General features: G+C 68.1%; 15 protein-coding genes. 7 read left to right on the forward strand and 8 right to left on the reverse strand.

Annotated elements, in window-relative coordinates:
* Nucleotides 1-20: 20 nt before the first annotated feature.
* The 5 genes from WDC82_RS25200 to WDC82_RS12980 all read right to left on the reverse strand — a co-directional run bounded on the left by WDC82_RS25200 (nucleotide 21) and on the right by WDC82_RS12980 (nucleotide 5,378).
* The gene (locus WDC82_RS25200) at nucleotides 21-923 is read right to left on the reverse strand and encodes an HIT family protein (protein WP_367576129.1); all 903 of its coding nucleotides are present in this window, start codon (nucleotides 921-923) and stop codon (nucleotides 21-23) included.
* The gene (locus tag WDC82_RS12965) at nucleotides 841-2,499 is read right to left on the reverse strand and encodes an inverse autotransporter beta domain-containing protein (RefSeq protein ID WP_340117741.1); all 1,659 of its coding nucleotides are present in this window, start codon (nucleotides 2,497-2,499) and stop codon (nucleotides 841-843) included. Before WDC82_RS12965 ends, WDC82_RS25200 begins: the two co-directional genes overlap by 83 nt.
* A 185-nt stretch (nucleotides 2,500-2,684) precedes the next feature.
* The gene (locus WDC82_RS12970) at nucleotides 2,685-3,665 is read right to left on the reverse strand and encodes an AraC family transcriptional regulator (protein ID WP_340117742.1); all 981 of its coding nucleotides are present in this window, start codon (nucleotides 3,663-3,665) and stop codon (nucleotides 2,685-2,687) included.
* 101 nt (nucleotides 3,666-3,766) lie between these two features.
* Nucleotides 3,767-4,732 carry an agmatinase gene (gene speB, locus WDC82_RS12975; RefSeq protein ID WP_340117743.1) on the reverse strand — a complete coding sequence of 322 codons (966 nt, stop codon included), beginning with the start codon at nucleotides 4,730-4,732 and terminating at the stop codon, nucleotides 3,767-3,769.
* 31 nt (nucleotides 4,733-4,763) lie between these two features.
* Nucleotides 4,764-5,378 (reverse strand): TetR/AcrR family transcriptional regulator, encoded by a 615-nt coding sequence (locus WDC82_RS12980; protein WP_340117744.1) that lies wholly within the window; start codon nucleotides 5,376-5,378, stop codon nucleotides 4,764-4,766.
* Between the two features lie 143 nt (nucleotides 5,379-5,521).
* Between WDC82_RS12980 and WDC82_RS12985 the strand changes: the two genes are divergently transcribed.
* From WDC82_RS12985 to WDC82_RS13000, 4 genes are read left to right on the forward strand one after another with little or no spacing between them, the layout of a single operon-like run.
* Nucleotides 5,522-6,616, forward strand: a complete 1,095-nt coding sequence (locus WDC82_RS12985) for a spermidine/putrescine ABC transporter substrate-binding protein (protein ID WP_340117745.1) — start codon at nucleotides 5,522-5,524, stop codon at nucleotides 6,614-6,616.
* A gap of 34 nt (nucleotides 6,617-6,650) precedes the next feature.
* Nucleotides 6,651-7,529, forward strand: coding sequence for an ABC transporter permease (locus WDC82_RS12990; RefSeq protein WP_340117746.1), 879 nt, complete (start codon nucleotides 6,651-6,653; stop codon nucleotides 7,527-7,529).
* A gap of 3 nt (nucleotides 7,530-7,532) precedes the next feature.
* Nucleotides 7,533-8,330, forward strand: a complete 798-nt coding sequence (locus WDC82_RS12995; protein WP_340117747.1) for an ABC transporter permease — start codon at nucleotides 7,533-7,535, stop codon at nucleotides 8,328-8,330.
* Nucleotides 8,327-9,388: an ABC transporter ATP-binding protein gene (locus tag WDC82_RS13000; protein ID WP_340117748.1), complete on the forward strand. Its 1,062-nt coding sequence runs from the start codon at nucleotides 8,327-8,329 to the stop codon at nucleotides 9,386-9,388. The genes WDC82_RS12995 and WDC82_RS13000 overlap by 4 nt, the downstream gene beginning before the upstream one ends.
* A gap of 158 nt (nucleotides 9,389-9,546) precedes the next feature.
* On the opposite strand, the gene WDC82_RS13005 is transcribed toward WDC82_RS13000, so the two are convergent.
* Nucleotides 9,547-10,275, reverse strand: coding sequence for an MBL fold metallo-hydrolase (locus tag WDC82_RS13005; RefSeq protein WP_340117749.1), 729 nt, complete (start codon nucleotides 10,273-10,275; stop codon nucleotides 9,547-9,549).
* 153 nt (nucleotides 10,276-10,428) lie between these two features.
* Between WDC82_RS13005 and WDC82_RS13010 the strand changes: the two genes are divergently transcribed.
* Genes WDC82_RS13010 through WDC82_RS13020 form a run of 3 tightly spaced genes read left to right on the forward strand, consistent with a single transcriptional unit; the run spans nucleotide 10,429 to nucleotide 12,706 of the window.
* Nucleotides 10,429-11,127, forward strand: a complete 699-nt coding sequence (locus WDC82_RS13010; protein WP_340117750.1) for a class I SAM-dependent methyltransferase — start codon at nucleotides 10,429-10,431, stop codon at nucleotides 11,125-11,127.
* Between the two features lie 5 nt (nucleotides 11,128-11,132).
* Nucleotides 11,133-11,477, forward strand: coding sequence for a hypothetical protein (locus WDC82_RS13015; protein ID WP_340117751.1), 345 nt, complete (start codon nucleotides 11,133-11,135; stop codon nucleotides 11,475-11,477).
* Nucleotides 11,474-12,706 carry a DNA glycosylase AlkZ-like family protein gene (locus WDC82_RS13020; protein WP_340117752.1) on the forward strand — a complete coding sequence of 411 codons (1,233 nt, stop codon included), beginning with the start codon at nucleotides 11,474-11,476 and terminating at the stop codon, nucleotides 12,704-12,706. Before WDC82_RS13015 ends, WDC82_RS13020 begins: the two co-directional genes overlap by 4 nt.
* Nucleotides 12,707-13,001: 295 nt before the next feature.
* Here the strand turns inward: WDC82_RS13020 and WDC82_RS13025 are convergent, their stop codons facing one another.
* Together WDC82_RS13025 and WDC82_RS13030 are read right to left on the reverse strand one after the other, a co-directional pair.
* Complete coding sequence (locus tag WDC82_RS13025; RefSeq protein WP_340117753.1) at nucleotides 13,002-14,183, reverse strand: benzoate/H(+) symporter BenE family transporter; 1,182 nt, start codon at nucleotides 14,181-14,183, stop codon at nucleotides 13,002-13,004.
* A complete protein-coding gene (locus WDC82_RS13030; protein WP_340117754.1) occupies nucleotides 14,180-14,827 on the reverse strand; it encodes a hypothetical protein in 648 nt (215 codons plus the stop codon). The genes WDC82_RS13025 and WDC82_RS13030 overlap by 4 nt, the downstream gene beginning before the upstream one ends.
* Nucleotides 14,828-14,853 lie beyond the last annotated feature (26 nt).

Below are 14,853 nucleotides of genomic sequence, written 5' to 3' on the forward strand. Positions count from 1 at the left end.
GCTTCAGGTGGGGCGCCAGCCTACCCAATTGTCGACAATTCGCAAGGCACCCCCCGGGTATTGCTGCTATGCCCTGAGGGGGCAGCTTCCGCCGCGGCGAGTTCCCGCCGCAAAAGGCCCGCCGCCCTCGCCAGGTCGGCCGCGCAGGCCCCGGCGTCCTTGTCGGCGCCACGGCGCCGCGCGGTGACGTCACCGGCCGACAGCAGCGGCACCACCTCAAGCTGGGCGTGGGGGCCGCAGGCAGGGGGGCGGGTGTGAGGCTCGCCCCCGGCCGGAAACAGGAACCCGACCCGATCCACCTTGAAGACGGCTCTTTGGGCCGCGGCAAGCCGCTGCCCCAGGTTCAGCATATCTTCGGCCAGGGACGGCGGCAGGGCATTGAAATGCGGATAGTGGGCGCGCGGGACGATCCGCAAGTGGCCCGGGCGGATCGGGGCGGGGTCAAGAAAGGCAACGAATTGCGCCGTCTGGAGGACGACGTGGGCAGACTCCCCTGCGGAGATGGCGCAGGACGGACAGCCGCCCCGAACGGCGGGACTTTCGGCGGAATCAGGGATCATGAGCTTCGGCTCCGGAATGCGGGTTGGGGAAACAAAAACACCCCGACCGTTCCCGGCGGGGTGTCCGCAATTCCGAAGAAAGTCTCCGAAGAAAGGCGCGTGCGCCCGCGTTACCCCGCGTTGCCGAAACGGCCGGGGTGGGGCATTCGCTGGAAGAGTCCGCTGCGCCAGTTCATGGCGGCGAAGATAGCGGCAATGGACGCCCAGGGGGAGTCCTTTTCGACGGTTCGAAGGCCGGGCGGGAGCGCCCTTTACCGGCGTCGGGCCGGACCCGGACCCTCTAGGGACAGGTGCTGCCGCCGGCGAAGCCGACCGAGCCGGTGTTGCCGCCGGAATCCTGGCAGGTACCCGACACGGCGACATTGCCAGTGCCGGCGACGTCGGTGGCGTTGACCAAGCTCATGACGCGGTTGATCCCGCCGCTGGCGTCGATCGTGTTGTCGCTGACCGTCGTATTAGCGGCGTTGGAAATGACGATGCCGTCTGACGAGCTGCCGGGCGTGTTCACGGTCCTGATCGTGTTGCCGATGATGGCGTTGTCGCTCGAGCCCGTGTCGAAAATTATGCCGACGGCGAAGTCGCCACCCGCATCGGCGGTGGCGGTGACCGTATTGTTCGAGACGGTGACGCCGCTCACCCCGCTGCCGCGGATGGCAAAGCTGTCGCTGGAACTGGAGCTGGTGCGATTGACGGTAAGGCCCGTGACGGTGGCGTCGTCTGCGAGCATGATGGCCGGAGATCCAGACCCGCCGGCGATGGCCGCGGCCAGGGTCGCGGTCGGCGTCGTCAGCGTCGCGGTGTGGCCGGAGGGGGTGCGTACGGTGAGGCCGCCGGCGCCCATCAGGGTCTGGCCCGCCTGCAAGGTTACCGTGGCGGTGGTGTTGAAGCTGCCCGAGAGGATCACGGTGCCGTTCGCGCCCGCTGCCGCAATCGCACCCGGCAGGGCCGCACCCGTGGTGGAGCCGCTGTCGAACACGGTGAGGCTGCCGCCGTCCGCCGTCGCGGTCGCCGTCTCGATCATCGCCGGCCTCTGTTCGGTCCTGACCTGGGCGACGATGTCGATGTCGCGCACGACCGGCACCGTCATGCGCCGCTCCTGAACGCTGAGACGCGACGGCACGGCGGTATCGAAGACCTGCAACGGCACGCGCAGGCGCAAGGACGCGAAGGCCTGGCCGCCGCGAACGTCGTCATGCTGCCACTCGACCCCGAGGGTGAGCCGCGCGCCGTCCCAGAGATAAGGCACTTCGTAAGCGGTGAACTCGGCGCGCAGGCGCGGCCCGGTCACGTCCTCTACCTCGCTGTCGTCAAAGGTGAAGGCACCCGCATAGAGGCGCAGGTCGAGCGGCCCTTCCGCCGCGAAGACCGGCAGGCGCCAGCCGGCCTCGACGTCGAAGCCGCGCAGCGCCCGCTCCTCGCGCGTCACGCCGGTGGTCACTACCTGAACGGCCGCACCGTTGAGGGCGGCGGTGCTCTGCGTACTGCCGCCGAGATTGCGCGCCTTGTCGCCGACCGGCCAGTAGGAGTTGGCACGGAAGTCGACGTCCCGCCCCAGCAGCTCGGCACCGAAGGTCAGCTGGTGATAGGACTCGTCGTTCTCGCTGCGGCGGTGATCGTAGTAGCCGTAGGCGCCGAGGTTCCAGCCGTCGTCCAGCATATGGCGGGCGCCCAGGCCGAAGTTGCCCTCCAGCGACTCCTGGTCGTCGAAGCGGAATTTGGCATTGCCGAAGAACAGGGTGTCAGCGTCCTGGGCAAGCGGCAGGAAGGCATCCGCCTCGCCCAGGTTGCGCTTGGTCCCCGCCTTGCCCTCGAAGTCGATCCAGGGACCCCACTTCGCCGCGCCAGCCGCCGGATCGGCCGCTTGGCCGGCCACCGGCCCGACATGAAACGCCGCCGCCACGACAATCGCGACGGCGGTCCGCCTGCCCCAAGTCCGCACGCTACTCTCCCGCTCTGCACTGCCCGCGCCTTACCCCTCAAGGGGTCTTGGGCACCGAGGCCATAGTGAGAAAGCGCAGACCACGCGCCAGCGACAACGGCGCCGGCGGCGCACTTGGCCGCGTTTCGCGGACAGGTGCTGCGCTTTCAGGACAGCGCGATGGCGGCAAAGAGAACGCGGCGGGCTCAGCGCCGCGTCCGCAGGGTCTCCGTGGGGCTGCAGCCGAAGCGGCGGCGGTAGTCGACGGCGAAGCGTCCGGGATGGCCGAAACCCCAGGCGCGGGCGACGGCGGCCACGCTGTCCTTCGGACCGGCCGCCGCCAGGGCCTCGCGCGCCGCCTGCAGCCGGATTGCCTTCAGGTAGGCCATGGGCGGCAGGCCGGTCGCCTCGGCGAAGGCGACCTGCAGCGTGCGATAGCCGCAACCGGCCGCCGCGGCGAGGTCGGCGAGGGTCACCTTCTCAGCGGCGTGGGCGTGGATATGGTCGCGCGCCCGCTTCACGTGATAGGGCAGGATGCGGGCGCGCCGGCGGCCTTCGCCCTCGGCGGACCAGTCGTTGGGCATGGCCTCGAGCAGCAGGGTGAGGATCAGGTCCTCCCAGGCCGCCGCCGCCAGCGATCCGCCGAGGCCTTCGTCGGCATCGAGCTGTGCCGCGACGAAGTGCAGGGTGTCGCGGAAGCGCCGCCCCGCCGGCGTGCGCAGGTCGTAGCCGGAGTCGAAGCGGCCCTCGCGGGCTGCCGCCGCGGGGCCGTAGAGGGCTTCGGCCTGGCGGCGCAGGCGGGCCAGGGGCAGCTTCAGGGCGAAGCAGGCAAAGCCGTCCTGCGACGCCGCCGCCGGCCGGCGCAGGTCGCGCATGACCGCCCGGTCGCGCGAAATCTCCCACGCCGCGCCGCCCTGTTCGAAGCGGCCCGTGCCGGCGGTCGGCAGACAGAGCAGGAAAGCGTCCTCCCGTTGCTGCCCACGGCCTCCGAACCGGGTGCGTACCGCCCCGTAGGTCACGTGCAGCAGCGAGAGGGTGTCGAGCGGCGCCGCCGAAAAGCGCGCATCGAATGCGCCGCTGCGTCCTTCGACCTGGAGATCCAGCGGAGTGCCCTGCCGCGCCGCGCAGGCGCGCAGCTCGTCGAGGTCCTGCGACTCGAGGACGCTGTATCGCTTGAGATAATCCACGTGGCTGCCTGAGATGCCCCTGCTCTTCCGCGGTACGCGAGTCTAGCGGCTTTTACACGCTGCGCGAAGCCTTCGGAGTCTTCTTCGAGATGCTTGCCGTCTCAGCGGTAGGCCACGCCCGGCAGCACGCAGAGCATCTCGTAAAGCAGGTTGGCGCCTACCAGTGCCGTGTTGCCGGAGGTATCATAGGCCGGTGCCACCTCCACCAGGTCGCCGCCGACGATGTCGAGGCCACGGCAGCCGCGGATGACCTCCAGGCCCTGGGTGATGGAGAGGCCGCCGACCTCCGGCGTGCCGGTGCCCGGCGCGAAGGCCGGGTCGAGGCCGTCGATGTCAAAGCTGAGATAGACCGGCCCGGCGCCGAGCTGCTGGCGGACCTCTTCCATGAGCGGCGCCAGGGAGCGGTACCAGCAGTCCTCCGCCTGTACGACGCGGAAGCCCTGCGCCCGCGGCCAGTCGAAATCGTCGGCGGCATAGCCGCTGCCGCGCAGACCGATCTGCACGACACGCTTGCAATCCAGGAGGCCCTCCTCCACCGCGCGGCGGAAGGGGGTGCCGTGCGCGATTCTCTCACCGAACATGTGCTCGTTGATGTCGGCGTGGGCATCGACGTGGACGAGGCCGACCGGGCCGTGCTTGCGCTTCAGGGCACGCAGGATCGGCAGGGCGATGGTGTGATCGCCGCCCATGGTCAGCGGCTTGCAGTCGTGGGCGAGGATCTCGTCGTAGGCAGCCTCGATGATGCCGATACTGGCCTGCAGGTTGAAGGTGTTGATCGCCACGTCGCCGATGTCGCCGACCATCAGGCTGTCGAAGGGCGCCGCGCGCGTCGCCATGTTGTAGGGCCGCAGCAGGCAGGATTCGGCGCGGATGGCGCGCGGCCCGAAGCGGGCGCCGGGGCGGTTCGAGGTACCGGTGTCCAGCGGCACGCCGACGAAGCCGACATCGAGGCCTTCGGCGCTGGCGTGCGCCGGCAGGCGCATCATGGTGGCCGGGCCGCCGAAGCGGGGCATCTGGTTGCCGCCCAGCGGTTGGTTCAGGATCGGCTGGTTCGGGTTACGCGTCATGCGGGCTGCCTCATGCGGGAGAGAATGACCTTCATGGCCGCAGCGCCTGCATCAGCGGCTTAAGCTGACGGGCAATGGCGGCCTTCAGATCGACGAGCGTCATGGCTTCGGTCTTCACGAAGACGGTAAACATCATGTTGGTGTTGTTGAAGATGGTTTCGCCGGCGGCGCGGGCATCGACCTCCGGCTTCACCAGGCCCTGGACCTGCAGACATTCGATCAGTTCGCAGACCTGCGCGGCCAGGCGCTCGTCGAGCGCGCTGTAGTGCCGGCCGTACGGCGTGTCCGGCTGGCGGATGGCGATCGCCATGGCCTGGCGCCACATCTCCTTGCTCAAGTAGACCAGCGAATGGTCGAGGTAGATGGAGATGAGCGCCTGGACGGCGTCCTCGACCTTCTTCGGGGGCCGGGCGATCAGCCCCGCGCCGGCGCGCAGCACCTCGTTCACCTCCATGGAGACGATGGCGACCAGGAGGTCGCCCTTGTTCTCATAGTAGTTGTAAACAGTGCCGATGGAGACCTTGGCCTTGGCCGCGATGGTCTCGATCTTGGTGCTGTCGTAGCCGGCATCGCGGAACAGGCGGGTCGCCGCCTTGAGGATGCGCTGATCCCGGTCCGCCTTCTGCTTTTCGCGCAAGCCGCTCATAAGCCATCCATTGCACAACAAATGAACTGCCTCAAGTTTATAATCAGTTCATTTTTTTGTTCCCCGCGCAAGCCCGCTGTTGCTATGCTTTTTTGGGCGATCCGCAGAACGGCGGATCACGAACAAAAAACAGGGAGACTGGGATGACTTCTTGCATTCGGGGCCTGCAGCGCCGCCCCGCCGATCTGCGGGGCGCGCTCTTGGGCCTGACCGCACTGAGCGCCGCGCTGGCCATTTCGAGCGCCGCCGCCGCGGAAGAACTGAACGCGCTGGTGTGGTGCGACCACACCGACCCGGCCTTGATCGCGCCCTTCGAGGAGGCCAATGGCGTGACGGTCAATCTGAAGGAATACGAAGGCACCGGCGCGGCGCTGGCCATTGTCGAGCAGTCGCAACCGGGCGACTGGGACGTCTTCGTCATCGACGGCGTCGACGTGCCGCGTGTGGTCGAGGCCGGCCTGTTGGCCGAGCTGCCCGCCGACCAGCTGCCGCTCGCCGACACCTTCGACCAGGTGCGCATGACCGATGTCACGCACAAGGACGGCAAGATGTACGCCATCATGGAGAAGTTCGGCTACAACGTCGTCAGCTACAACAAGACCAAGGTCGATCCCGCCGACATGCGCGACCTCACGACCCTGTGGTCCGACAAGTACAAGGGCCGCATCGCGGTCTACGACTACTACATTCCGCTGATGGATCTGGTGGCGCTGAAGATGGGCATGAAACCCGACGACATTAGCGCCGACACGCTGCCGGCCATGAAGGAGGAGCTGTTCAAGCTGAAGGAGAACGCGGCCATGGTCGGCGAGGTGGTGTCGTCCACCACGGCGCTGGCGACCGGCGAGGCCGACATCCTGATCGGCGGCGGCGAGTGGGCCGTGGCGGTGATGCAGGCGGAGAACCCAGACCTCGACTGGGTGTTGCCGGACCAGGGCGGCATTCTCTGGGCGCAGTCACTGGCGGTCTTCAAGGACTCCAAGAAGAAGGACCTGGCGGTGAAGTTCGTACAGTACATCATGAGCCCGGAAGGCCAGGCGCGGCTCGCCACCTCGTCGTGCTTCTGGGGCATGCCGGCCAACAAGAAGGCAGGTGCCGTGCTGACCGATGCACAGAAAGCCGCGCTGCGCTGGGACGAGCAGGAGGGCTTCCTCGCCAAGTCCTACCGCTATTTCATCCCCGATGCGGAGCTGGACGCCCAGATGCTGGACGTCTGGACCGAGTTCCTGCAGCACTGAGCGCACCACCCGCGCCTATCCAGAAGCAGTGACCATGCGTGCCAGCACCCCCGGGCCCCGTTCGAGACAAGGCATCGAACGCACCAAGGCCTGGGGGCTGCTGCTGCCGGCCTTCCTGTGGACAGCGGCCTTCTTCCTGGCACCGCTGGTCATCATGGCGCTTTACAGTCTGTGGCAGCGCGCCGGCAGCAGGCTGGTCACAACCTTCTCGCTTGGCAACTACCAGGACTTCTTTGCCAAGGGGTTCCTCTTGGAGTCCCTGGTCAACTCCATCGAGGTCACCGTCATCGTTACCCTGGTGAGCCTGCTGCTCGCCTATCCGCTGGCCTGGATCCTGGCCGAGCGGGTGCCGCGGCGCTGGCAGCGCCTGGCCCTCATTCTCGCCATCCTGCCGTTCTGGACCTCCTACGTGGTGCGCTCCTACAGCTGGCTGCTGGTGCTTTCCGAGGGCGGCATCCTCTCCAACGCGCTGCTCGACCTCGGCCTCACCGCCGAGCCGATTTCCTTCGCCAACAACCGCGGCGCCACGGTGGTCGGCTTCGTGCACTTCTTCGTCATGCTGCTGACGCTGACCATTTACGCCAACCTGGTGCAGCTGCCGCCGAGCTACCGCAAGGCGGCGGCGGACCTCGGCGCCGGGCCGATCCGCAGTTTCTGGCATGTGACCCTGCCGCTTACGCTTCCGGGGATCATGGTCGGCGCCTTCCTCACCTTCGTGCTGTGCATCGGCGACTACATCACGCCGCAGATCCTGGGCGGCAGCAAGGAACTGCTGCTGCCCCAAGCGATCATGCTGCAGATCGCCCGGCGCTCCGACTTTCCCATGGCCTCGGCAATGGCGATGATCCTCATGGCCGTGGTCAGCCTCGTCTACCTCGCCTGCGCGCGCTGGCTGAAGATCGACCGGGTGTAAGCGATGCGCGGCACGCTCCTCCCTCTTCTGCGCAGCCTGCCGGTCTGGCTCTACGTGTTGGCGCTCTACGGCTTCATCTTCCTGCCGGTCGGCGTGCTGGTGCTGTTCTCCTTCCAGGACTCGCGCATTCCCGTGCCGCCGTTCAACGGCCCCTCGCTGCGCTGGTACGAGGCCGTTTTCAGCGACGCGCGCCTGCTGGATGCGCTCACCAACTCCATCCTGGTCGCAGCCCTCTCCTCGCTGATCGCCGTGGTGCTGGGCTTTCTCGCCGCCTATGCGCTGGCGCGCCACCGCCTGCCCTTCGCCGGCCTGCTGCAGGGCTTTCTGACCGCGCCGCTCACCGTCAGCTATCTCATTATCGCCATGGGCCTCTTGATCACCTTCAACGCGCTGGGTGTGCCGAAGTCGCTCTTCACCATCGGCATCGGCCACGTGGTGATCAACCTGCCGCTCTGCTTCGCCATCCTCTACAGCCAGATGGGCGCGCACCAGGCCACCATCGAGCGGGCCGCCCGCGACCTCGGCGCGCAGGAATGGCAGGTCATCACGCTGATCACCGTGCCGATGCTGTGGCCGGCGCTTTTCGCCAGCTTTTTCCTTTCCGTCACCTTCTCCTGGGACGAGTTCATCATCGCCTTCATGGTCAGCCGCTTCGACGTGACGCTGCCGGTCGAGATCTGGTCGATGCTGCGCAGCGGTCTCAACCCGAAGACCAACGCGGTCGGCAGCTTCGTCTTCCTGATTTCCATCGCCACCGTCCTGGTCCTCGACCTGGTGGTCTTCCGGAGCCGCAAGTCATGACGCCCGCCGCCGTCGAGTTCCGCGACATCGCCATGCGCTTCGGCGACAAGGTCGCGCTGCAGGGCATCAACCTGGCGATCGAGGAAGGCAGCTTCGTCGTACTGCTGGGCCCCTCGGGCGGCGGCAAGACCACGCTGCTGAACATCCTCGGCGGCTTCCTGGAGCCCTCCGGCGGTCAGGTGCTGATCAAGGGCCAGGACGTCACCCAGGTGCCGCCGGCGAAACGCCCGACCACCACGGTGTTCCAGGACTACGCCCTCTTCCCGCACATGTCGATCGCCGGCAATGTCGGCTTCGGCCTGAGGATGCGCGGCGTGGCCAGGGCCGAGCGCGCGGCGCGGGTCGAAAAGGCGCTGGAGATGGTCGGCCTCGGCCACACGGCGCTGCGCCGCGTGCACGAGCTTTCCGGCGGCCAGCGCCAGCGTATCGCGCTGGCCCGCGCCCTGGTGGTCGAGCCCTCAGTGCTGCTGCTCGACGAGCCGCTGGGCGCGCTGGACATGAAGCTGCGACGCCAGATGCAGGAAGAACTGAAGGCGATCCAGAAGCGCGTCGGCACCACCTTCGTGCACGTGACACACGACCAGGAAGAGGCCATGGCCATCGCCGACGTCATCGTGGTGATGAACGAGGGCAGCATCGAAGACCTGGGCACGCCCGAACGGATCTACCTGCAGCCGGCTTCGCGCTTTGCCGCCAACTTCATGGGTGAGAACAACCTGATCGAGGGCCGCGTCGCCGGACGCGAGAGCGACACGGCAAAGATCACGACGCCGCTGGGCGATTTCGCCGTCGCCGGCAAAGCGGAAATCGGTGCTTCCGTCGCCCTGTCTCTACGCCCCGAACACCTGCACCCTGAAGCCGGCGACGGCCGCGTCGCCCTGGGCCAGGGCACGGTGATCGAAGCCGGCTTCTTCGGCACGCATCATCAGTGCAGCGTGGCACACAAGGGCCACGACACGATCTTGAAGCTCCGCCTGCCGCAGAAGCGCATCGTGGTGCCTGGCGAGACGCTCAGCCTCTACGCCGACCCCGCTGACATGGTGCTGCTGTCGCGGTGATCACAACGTAGCGGTCGTTGCCGGGCTTGACCCGGCCATCCATGGCGGTGGCGGACACCTGGGCAATTCTGCGGGCGCAGCGCCGCTGCGCGCTGGACCCTCGGGTCAAGCCCGAGGGTGACAGTGAAGGGGATGAGACCGCCGGTGCGAGCGCCGAATCAAACTCCCTTGGCGTCAAGATACTCCCGGATCAGCGCGCGGTACCGGTCGCCGCCGAAGCTGGGGAAGTGGCCGCCATGGACGACGCGCACCGGCAGGTCGTGGATGCGCTTCATGGTCGCGATGTAGACGGCGACGTCGGAGTGGTAGGCGTCGTCGATCAGCGGGCCGTCGTAGACGGTGTCGCCGGAGATCAGCACGCCGCTAGCTTCCTCGAACAGCATGATGCCGCCCGGCGAGTGGCCCGGGGTGTGGATGATCTCGAAGTGCCGGTCGCCGAGGTCGATGACGTCGCCCTCTTCCAAAAGGCGCGTGGCCGGCGCCGGCGCCACCTCGTAGCGCGCCGAGTCATAGTCGCCCGGCGGCAGCGCGGTGAAGATGTCGTCGGTGACATAGGGGTCGGCCAGCACCGCCTTGCGGTCCGGATGCGCCATGAGGTCCGCCTCTTCCCGGTGCACGGCGCGCTCAGCGAACTCGTGGTGGCAGCCGATGTGGTCGAAGTGGGTGTGGCTGGCGACCGCCGTCAGCGGGCGTTCGGCCAGCGCTGTCACCTGCTCGCGCAGGCTCACCACGCCCATGCCGGAGTCGACCAGCATGTCGCGGTCGCGCCCGCGCACATGCCACATGTTGCAGCGGTAGAACTCCTTGATGTACGGCTCCCAGATGTGGGTGATGCCGTCGCCGACGCCCGCCGTCCGGTACCAGTTCTCCGCGGTAATGATATCCATGCCCTGCTCCTGCTGCCCCCTTCAGATAGCAAGCGGCGGGACCTCCTGGCAATCGCCCAGGGTCAATGCGGCAGCCTCTTGTCAGGGGCATGGCGGCATTCGCACCCTGCCCCCTGGCAAAAGCCCGCCGCCAGGGCCTAGAATGCGCCCGCCATGACCCTTGCCGCGACCGAAGCCCCCCTGCTCAAACACACCGACGTGCTGCGCCAGCGCCTGGAACTGCAGGGCGCCCGGGTGGCCGACGTCGGCTGCGGCGACGGCAGCCTTGCCCGCGTCATGGCGCGCGCCGGCGCCCAGGTGGTCGGCATCGATCCCGGCCCGCAACAGCTCGCCCGCGCGGCGGCGGCCGAAGCCGCCGGAGACGAGGTCTACGTCTGCGCCCTGGGCGAGGCGCTGCCGCTAAGCGACGGCTGCCTCGACGCCGTGGTCTTCTTCAACGCCCTGCACCATGTGCCGGTCCCTGTACAGGGCGCCGCTCTCAGGGAAGCCGCCCGGGTGCTCAGCCCCGGTGGCCTGGTCTATGTGCAGGAGCCGCTGGCCGAGGGCAGCTACTTCGAGATCATGCGGCCGGTCGAGGACGAGACCGAGGTACGCGCCCGCGCCTACGACGCCGTGAAGGCCGCCGGTAAGGACCTCGGCGAAGAAGCGGAGTTCGTCTACCGCGCACCCTTCCGGGTGAAGAGCGTCGAGGCCTTCCTGAAGGGCCTCGTCGCCGTCGATCCGGCCCGCCGGGATGCCGTGGCCGGGCGGCAAGAGTCGTTGCGGGAGGCCTTTCTGGCGGCGGCGGAACAGCGCGACGACGGCTTCTGGTTCGAGATTCCCTCCCGGCTCAATCTCCTGCGGCGGCACTGAAGAATATGGCGATCCGCTACCTCTCCGAACACGACTCCCCCGACGATCCCGGCGGCCTCATCCGCGAGGTGCTGCAGATGGGCGACGAATTCCCCGGTCCCGCCGAGGACGTGATCCTGGCCTGGATCCTGCGCCTGGGCCAGGACCGCGACCCGGCCGAGGCGGCCCAGCGCCTAGTCGACGACTATCACCTCAATGACGACATGCTGCCGGGCGGCGCCTGCGGCCGCCTCATCGCCATGGTGAAGGAAACCGCGGCCTATCCCGCCCAGCGCATGACCCGCCACCTCTGCCAACCACGCCGGCGCGGCGGCTGGCGCCGCAACCGGCCGCAGACCGACAAACCGTGACGGCGCCCTCCGTGCGGGCGCGCCGCATCATCGACAACAGGACCGCGCGGCGGATGTTCCTGCAGCGCCAGGGCCTTGCCTTCCCGCCGCACAGAAAGCTCGACGACGCCGGTCTGCTGGCCCTCATCGAACACCTGGGCTTCGTGCAGGTCGACTCGATCCAGACGGTGGAGCGCGCCCACCACATGATTCTCTTCGCGCGCAACCAGACCTACCGCCACAAGCAGCTGAAGCGCCTCCATGAGCGCGACGGCGTGCTGTTCGAGAACTGGACCCACGACGCCTCGATCATCCCCAGCCGGTTCTTTCCACACTGGAAGCTGCGCTTCGCGCGCGAGGAGGCGCGCCTGCGCCAGCGCTGGCGCGATTGGCACGGCGGCAAGTTCGAGGAGGAGCTGGAAGGCGTGCTGCGGCACATCGCCGATAACGGCCGCGTCATGGCGCGCGAACTGGGCAACGACGACGCGGCCAATCCGAAAACCAACGGCGGCTGGTGGGACTGGCACCCTTCGAAGACCGCCCTGGAATACCTCTGGCGCTGCGGCCATTTGGCCATTGCCGCGCGCGACGGCTTCCAGAAGGTCTACGACCTGACCCCGCGCACCCTGCCGCCGCACCACCACGATCCCGTCTTCGACGAACCGGAAACGATCGACTGGGCCTGCCGCGAAGCGCTGGAGCGTCTGGGCGTCGCGACCTCCGGCGAGATCGCCGCCTTCTGGAACCTGGTGACGCCCGAGGAGGCCAAGGCCTGGTGTCAGGCGCGCAAAGGCGGCGCGTTGGAAGAGGTGTTCATCGAAAACGCAGAAGGCGGCCGGCCGCGTGCCGCCTTCTGCTTTGCCGACGCCGACCCTTGCGCGAATGCCCCCGAGCCGCCCAAGCGCCTGCGCGTCCTCAGCCCCTTCGACCCGCTGATCCGCGACCGTAACAGGACGGAGCGTCTGTTCGGCTTTCACTACCGCATCGAGGTTTTCGTACCGGCACCCAAGCGGCAATACGGCTACTACGTCTTCCCGCTGCTGGAGGGCGACAGGCTGATCGGCCGCATCGACATGAAGCACGAGCGCAGCAAGGGCGCGCTCGCCGTGAAGGGGCTGTGGCTGGAGCCCAAGGTGACACTCTCACCGGCGCGCCAGGAACGCCTGGAAGCCGAGCTGGAGCGTCAGCGCCGCTTCACGGGCGCGGAGAAAGTCACCTTCGCAAAAGGCTGGGTGAAGCGGACCGGCTGATCAGGCCGGGTGACCGTCAGGCTTCTTCATGGTGCCGACAGGCCTCGCGGATTTCGCCCAGCTGGTCGATCAACATCTGCACCAGGCCGACCGACAGGACCAGGCAAGGATAAGGTTCACGTAGAAGAGGTTGCGCAGGCGGACCGTCGTCGCGGTGAGACGGTCGATCAGCGTCGCGTGGTGCCTGTCGTCATCCGGCAGCATGGGGCCCGAGCCTGTGCGGGGCGCATGAACGCCCCGGCTAGCGGTCGAGATTAGCCGAACCGGGGGACCGGGGGCGAGGGTGGCAAAGGGGTTACGCCCGCCAGCGCAGCAGCGCCATCATGGCCAGGCCGCCGAGGAGGCCCCAGAAGGCGCTGCCGATGCCGAAGAACGACAGACCCGAGGCGGTGCCGACGAAGGTGATCACCGCCGGCAGGCGATCCTCCACCCTCGCCATGGCGTCGGTGAGCGCAGAGCCGAAGGCGGCAAGGAGGGCGAGGCCCGCCACCGTGAGGAACAGGTAGGCGGGAATGGCGGCGACGAAAGCGGTGATCGCGCCGGCCAGCAGACCCAGCACCACGTAGCCGATGCCGGCGATCACCGCGGCCCAGTAGCGCCGGCCCGGGTCCGGATGGGCATCCTCGCCGGCGCAGAGCGCTGCCGTGATGGCGGCGAGGTTTACCGCGTGTCCGCCGAAGGGCGCGGACAGCAGGGAGAACACGCCCGTCGTGGCGAACAGCGGCCCCGGCTGCGGCCGGTAGCCGTTGGCGTGCAGGACGGCGATGCCGGGAATGTTCTGCGAGGCCATGGTGACGATGAACAGCGGCAGGGCGACGCCGACCAGCGCGCCGACGGAGAACACCGGCGTGATGAAAAGCGGCTGCGGCAGCAACGCATCGGGCGTCACGGCCGGCATGTCCGTGGTCAGTGCGATGGCGACGACGGCGACCAGCAGGGCGACGGGGATCGCGTAGAGGCGCTTGAAGCGCCAGGCGAGCGCCCAGGCGATGATGACCGGCAAGGTCAGGGCGGGTCCTTCGGCCAGTGCCTTCACCGGCGCCAGGCAGAAGGTGAGCAGTACGCCGGCCAGCATGGCGTTGGCGAGCGAGACCGGGATCGCGCTCACCCAGCGCCCCAGCGGCTTCCACAAGCCGGCGACGACGATCAGCACGCCGCAGATGAGAAACGCGCCGACCGCGCCGGCGAAGCCGCCTTCGACGACGCCGGTGGTCGCCAGCAGCGCCGCGCCGGGAGTCGACCAGGCGACGGAGACCGGCATGCGGGTCCTCAGCGAGAGCCAGATGCCGCTGAGCCCCATGACGACGGAGAGCACCATGAGGCCCGAGGCCGCCTCGGCCTGGGTCGCACCGATGCCGGCCAAGCCCTGCAGCACCACGGCAAAGGAACTGGAAAAGCCGATGAAGGCGACCAGAACGCCGGTGCCCACGGCCTGCAGCGAAAAGCCGCCGCCCTTTGCCGCCGTCACATCGCTCATGCGTTCCACCTGCCGAAAGTCATCATCGTGCGGGTCAGACTATAGAGCACCACCGCGTTGAAAAGATGCCAGAAGTAATGCGTGCCGACCGGCAGGGCCGCGCAGAGCGGCTCGTCGGCGGTGCGCAGGGCCAGCGACACGGCGAAGATGCCGGCGGCGGTGAGAATGCGTGGCCCGGCGGGATGGCGGCGGCCGAAATGCAGGAAGCCGCCGACGCCCAGCATGGCAGCCAGGGCGACGCCGTAGGTCGAGACGCTGAAGCCGAAGGCGAGCGGCATGACCACGGTGAGGAACAACACGACGGCGACGCCCACTGCGCAGCCCCACAGCGGCAGCGCGACGAGGCGCCGCAGCGCGAGATACATATAGAGCAGGATGAAGAGCGCGATGGGCACGACGTCGGCCAGCATCGCCCAGACCACCGCGAAGGTATGGAACAGCCCACTGCCGACGCCGATGACGAAGACAAGCGCGACCAGCGCGAGGATCGACGGATCGCGGCGCACCGCCGGCTCGCAGCGTCGCAGCGCGTCGACCAGCAGAACCCCCGCGGCGATGAAGGCGAGGTTGCTGACGGCGTTCAGCGGCTCGGCCCAGAGGCCGGGGCCGAGGCGCTCGCAGTAGATGTCGATGGCGCGGTCCATACCCGGCCTAGGCCAGCATTCTCGCC

The sequence above is a fragment of the Pelagibius sp. 7325 genome (assembly GCF_037652055.1).
Classification (GTDB): Bacteria; Pseudomonadota; Alphaproteobacteria; order Kiloniellales; family Kiloniellaceae; genus Pelagibius.

Excerpts from the sequence above, each read along its gene's own strand:
- WDC82_RS12980 (WP_340117744.1), bottom strand. The coding sequence starts at position 5,378 with ATGAGCGGCTTGCGCGAAAAGCAGAAGGCGGACCGGGATCAGCGCATC.
- WDC82_RS25200 (WP_367576129.1), bottom strand. The coding sequence starts at position 923 with ATGTCGCCGTGTCGGGTACCTGCCAGGATTCCGGCGGCAACACCGGCT.
- WDC82_RS13030 (WP_340117754.1), bottom strand. The coding sequence starts at position 14,827 with ATGGACCGCGCCATCGACATCTACTGCGAGCGCCTCGGCCCCGGCCTC.
- WDC82_RS13000 (WP_340117748.1), top strand. The coding sequence starts at position 8,327 with ATGACGCCCGCCGCCGTCGAGTTCCGCGACATCGCCATGCGCTTCGGC.
- WDC82_RS12995 (WP_340117747.1), top strand. The coding sequence starts at position 7,533 with ATGCGCGGCACGCTCCTCCCTCTTCTGCGCAGCCTGCCGGTCTGGCTC.
- WDC82_RS13010 (WP_340117750.1), top strand. The coding sequence starts at position 10,429 with ATGACCCTTGCCGCGACCGAAGCCCCCCTGCTCAAACACACCGACGTG.
- WDC82_RS13025 (WP_340117753.1), bottom strand. The coding sequence starts at position 14,183 with ATGAGCGATGTGACGGCGGCAAAGGGCGGCGGCTTTTCGCTGCAGGCC.
- WDC82_RS12985 (WP_340117745.1), top strand. The coding sequence starts at position 5,522 with ATGACTTCTTGCATTCGGGGCCTGCAGCGCCGCCCCGCCGATCTGCGG.
- speB (WP_340117743.1), bottom strand. The coding sequence starts at position 4,732 with ATGACGCGTAACCCGAACCAGCCGATCCTGAACCAACCGCTGGGCGGC.
- WDC82_RS13005 (WP_340117749.1), bottom strand. The coding sequence starts at position 10,275 with ATGGATATCATTACCGCGGAGAACTGGTACCGGACGGCGGGCGTCGGC.
- WDC82_RS12990 (WP_340117746.1), top strand. The coding sequence starts at position 6,651 with ATGCGTGCCAGCACCCCCGGGCCCCGTTCGAGACAAGGCATCGAACGC.
- WDC82_RS13015 (WP_340117751.1), top strand. The coding sequence starts at position 11,133 with ATGGCGATCCGCTACCTCTCCGAACACGACTCCCCCGACGATCCCGGC.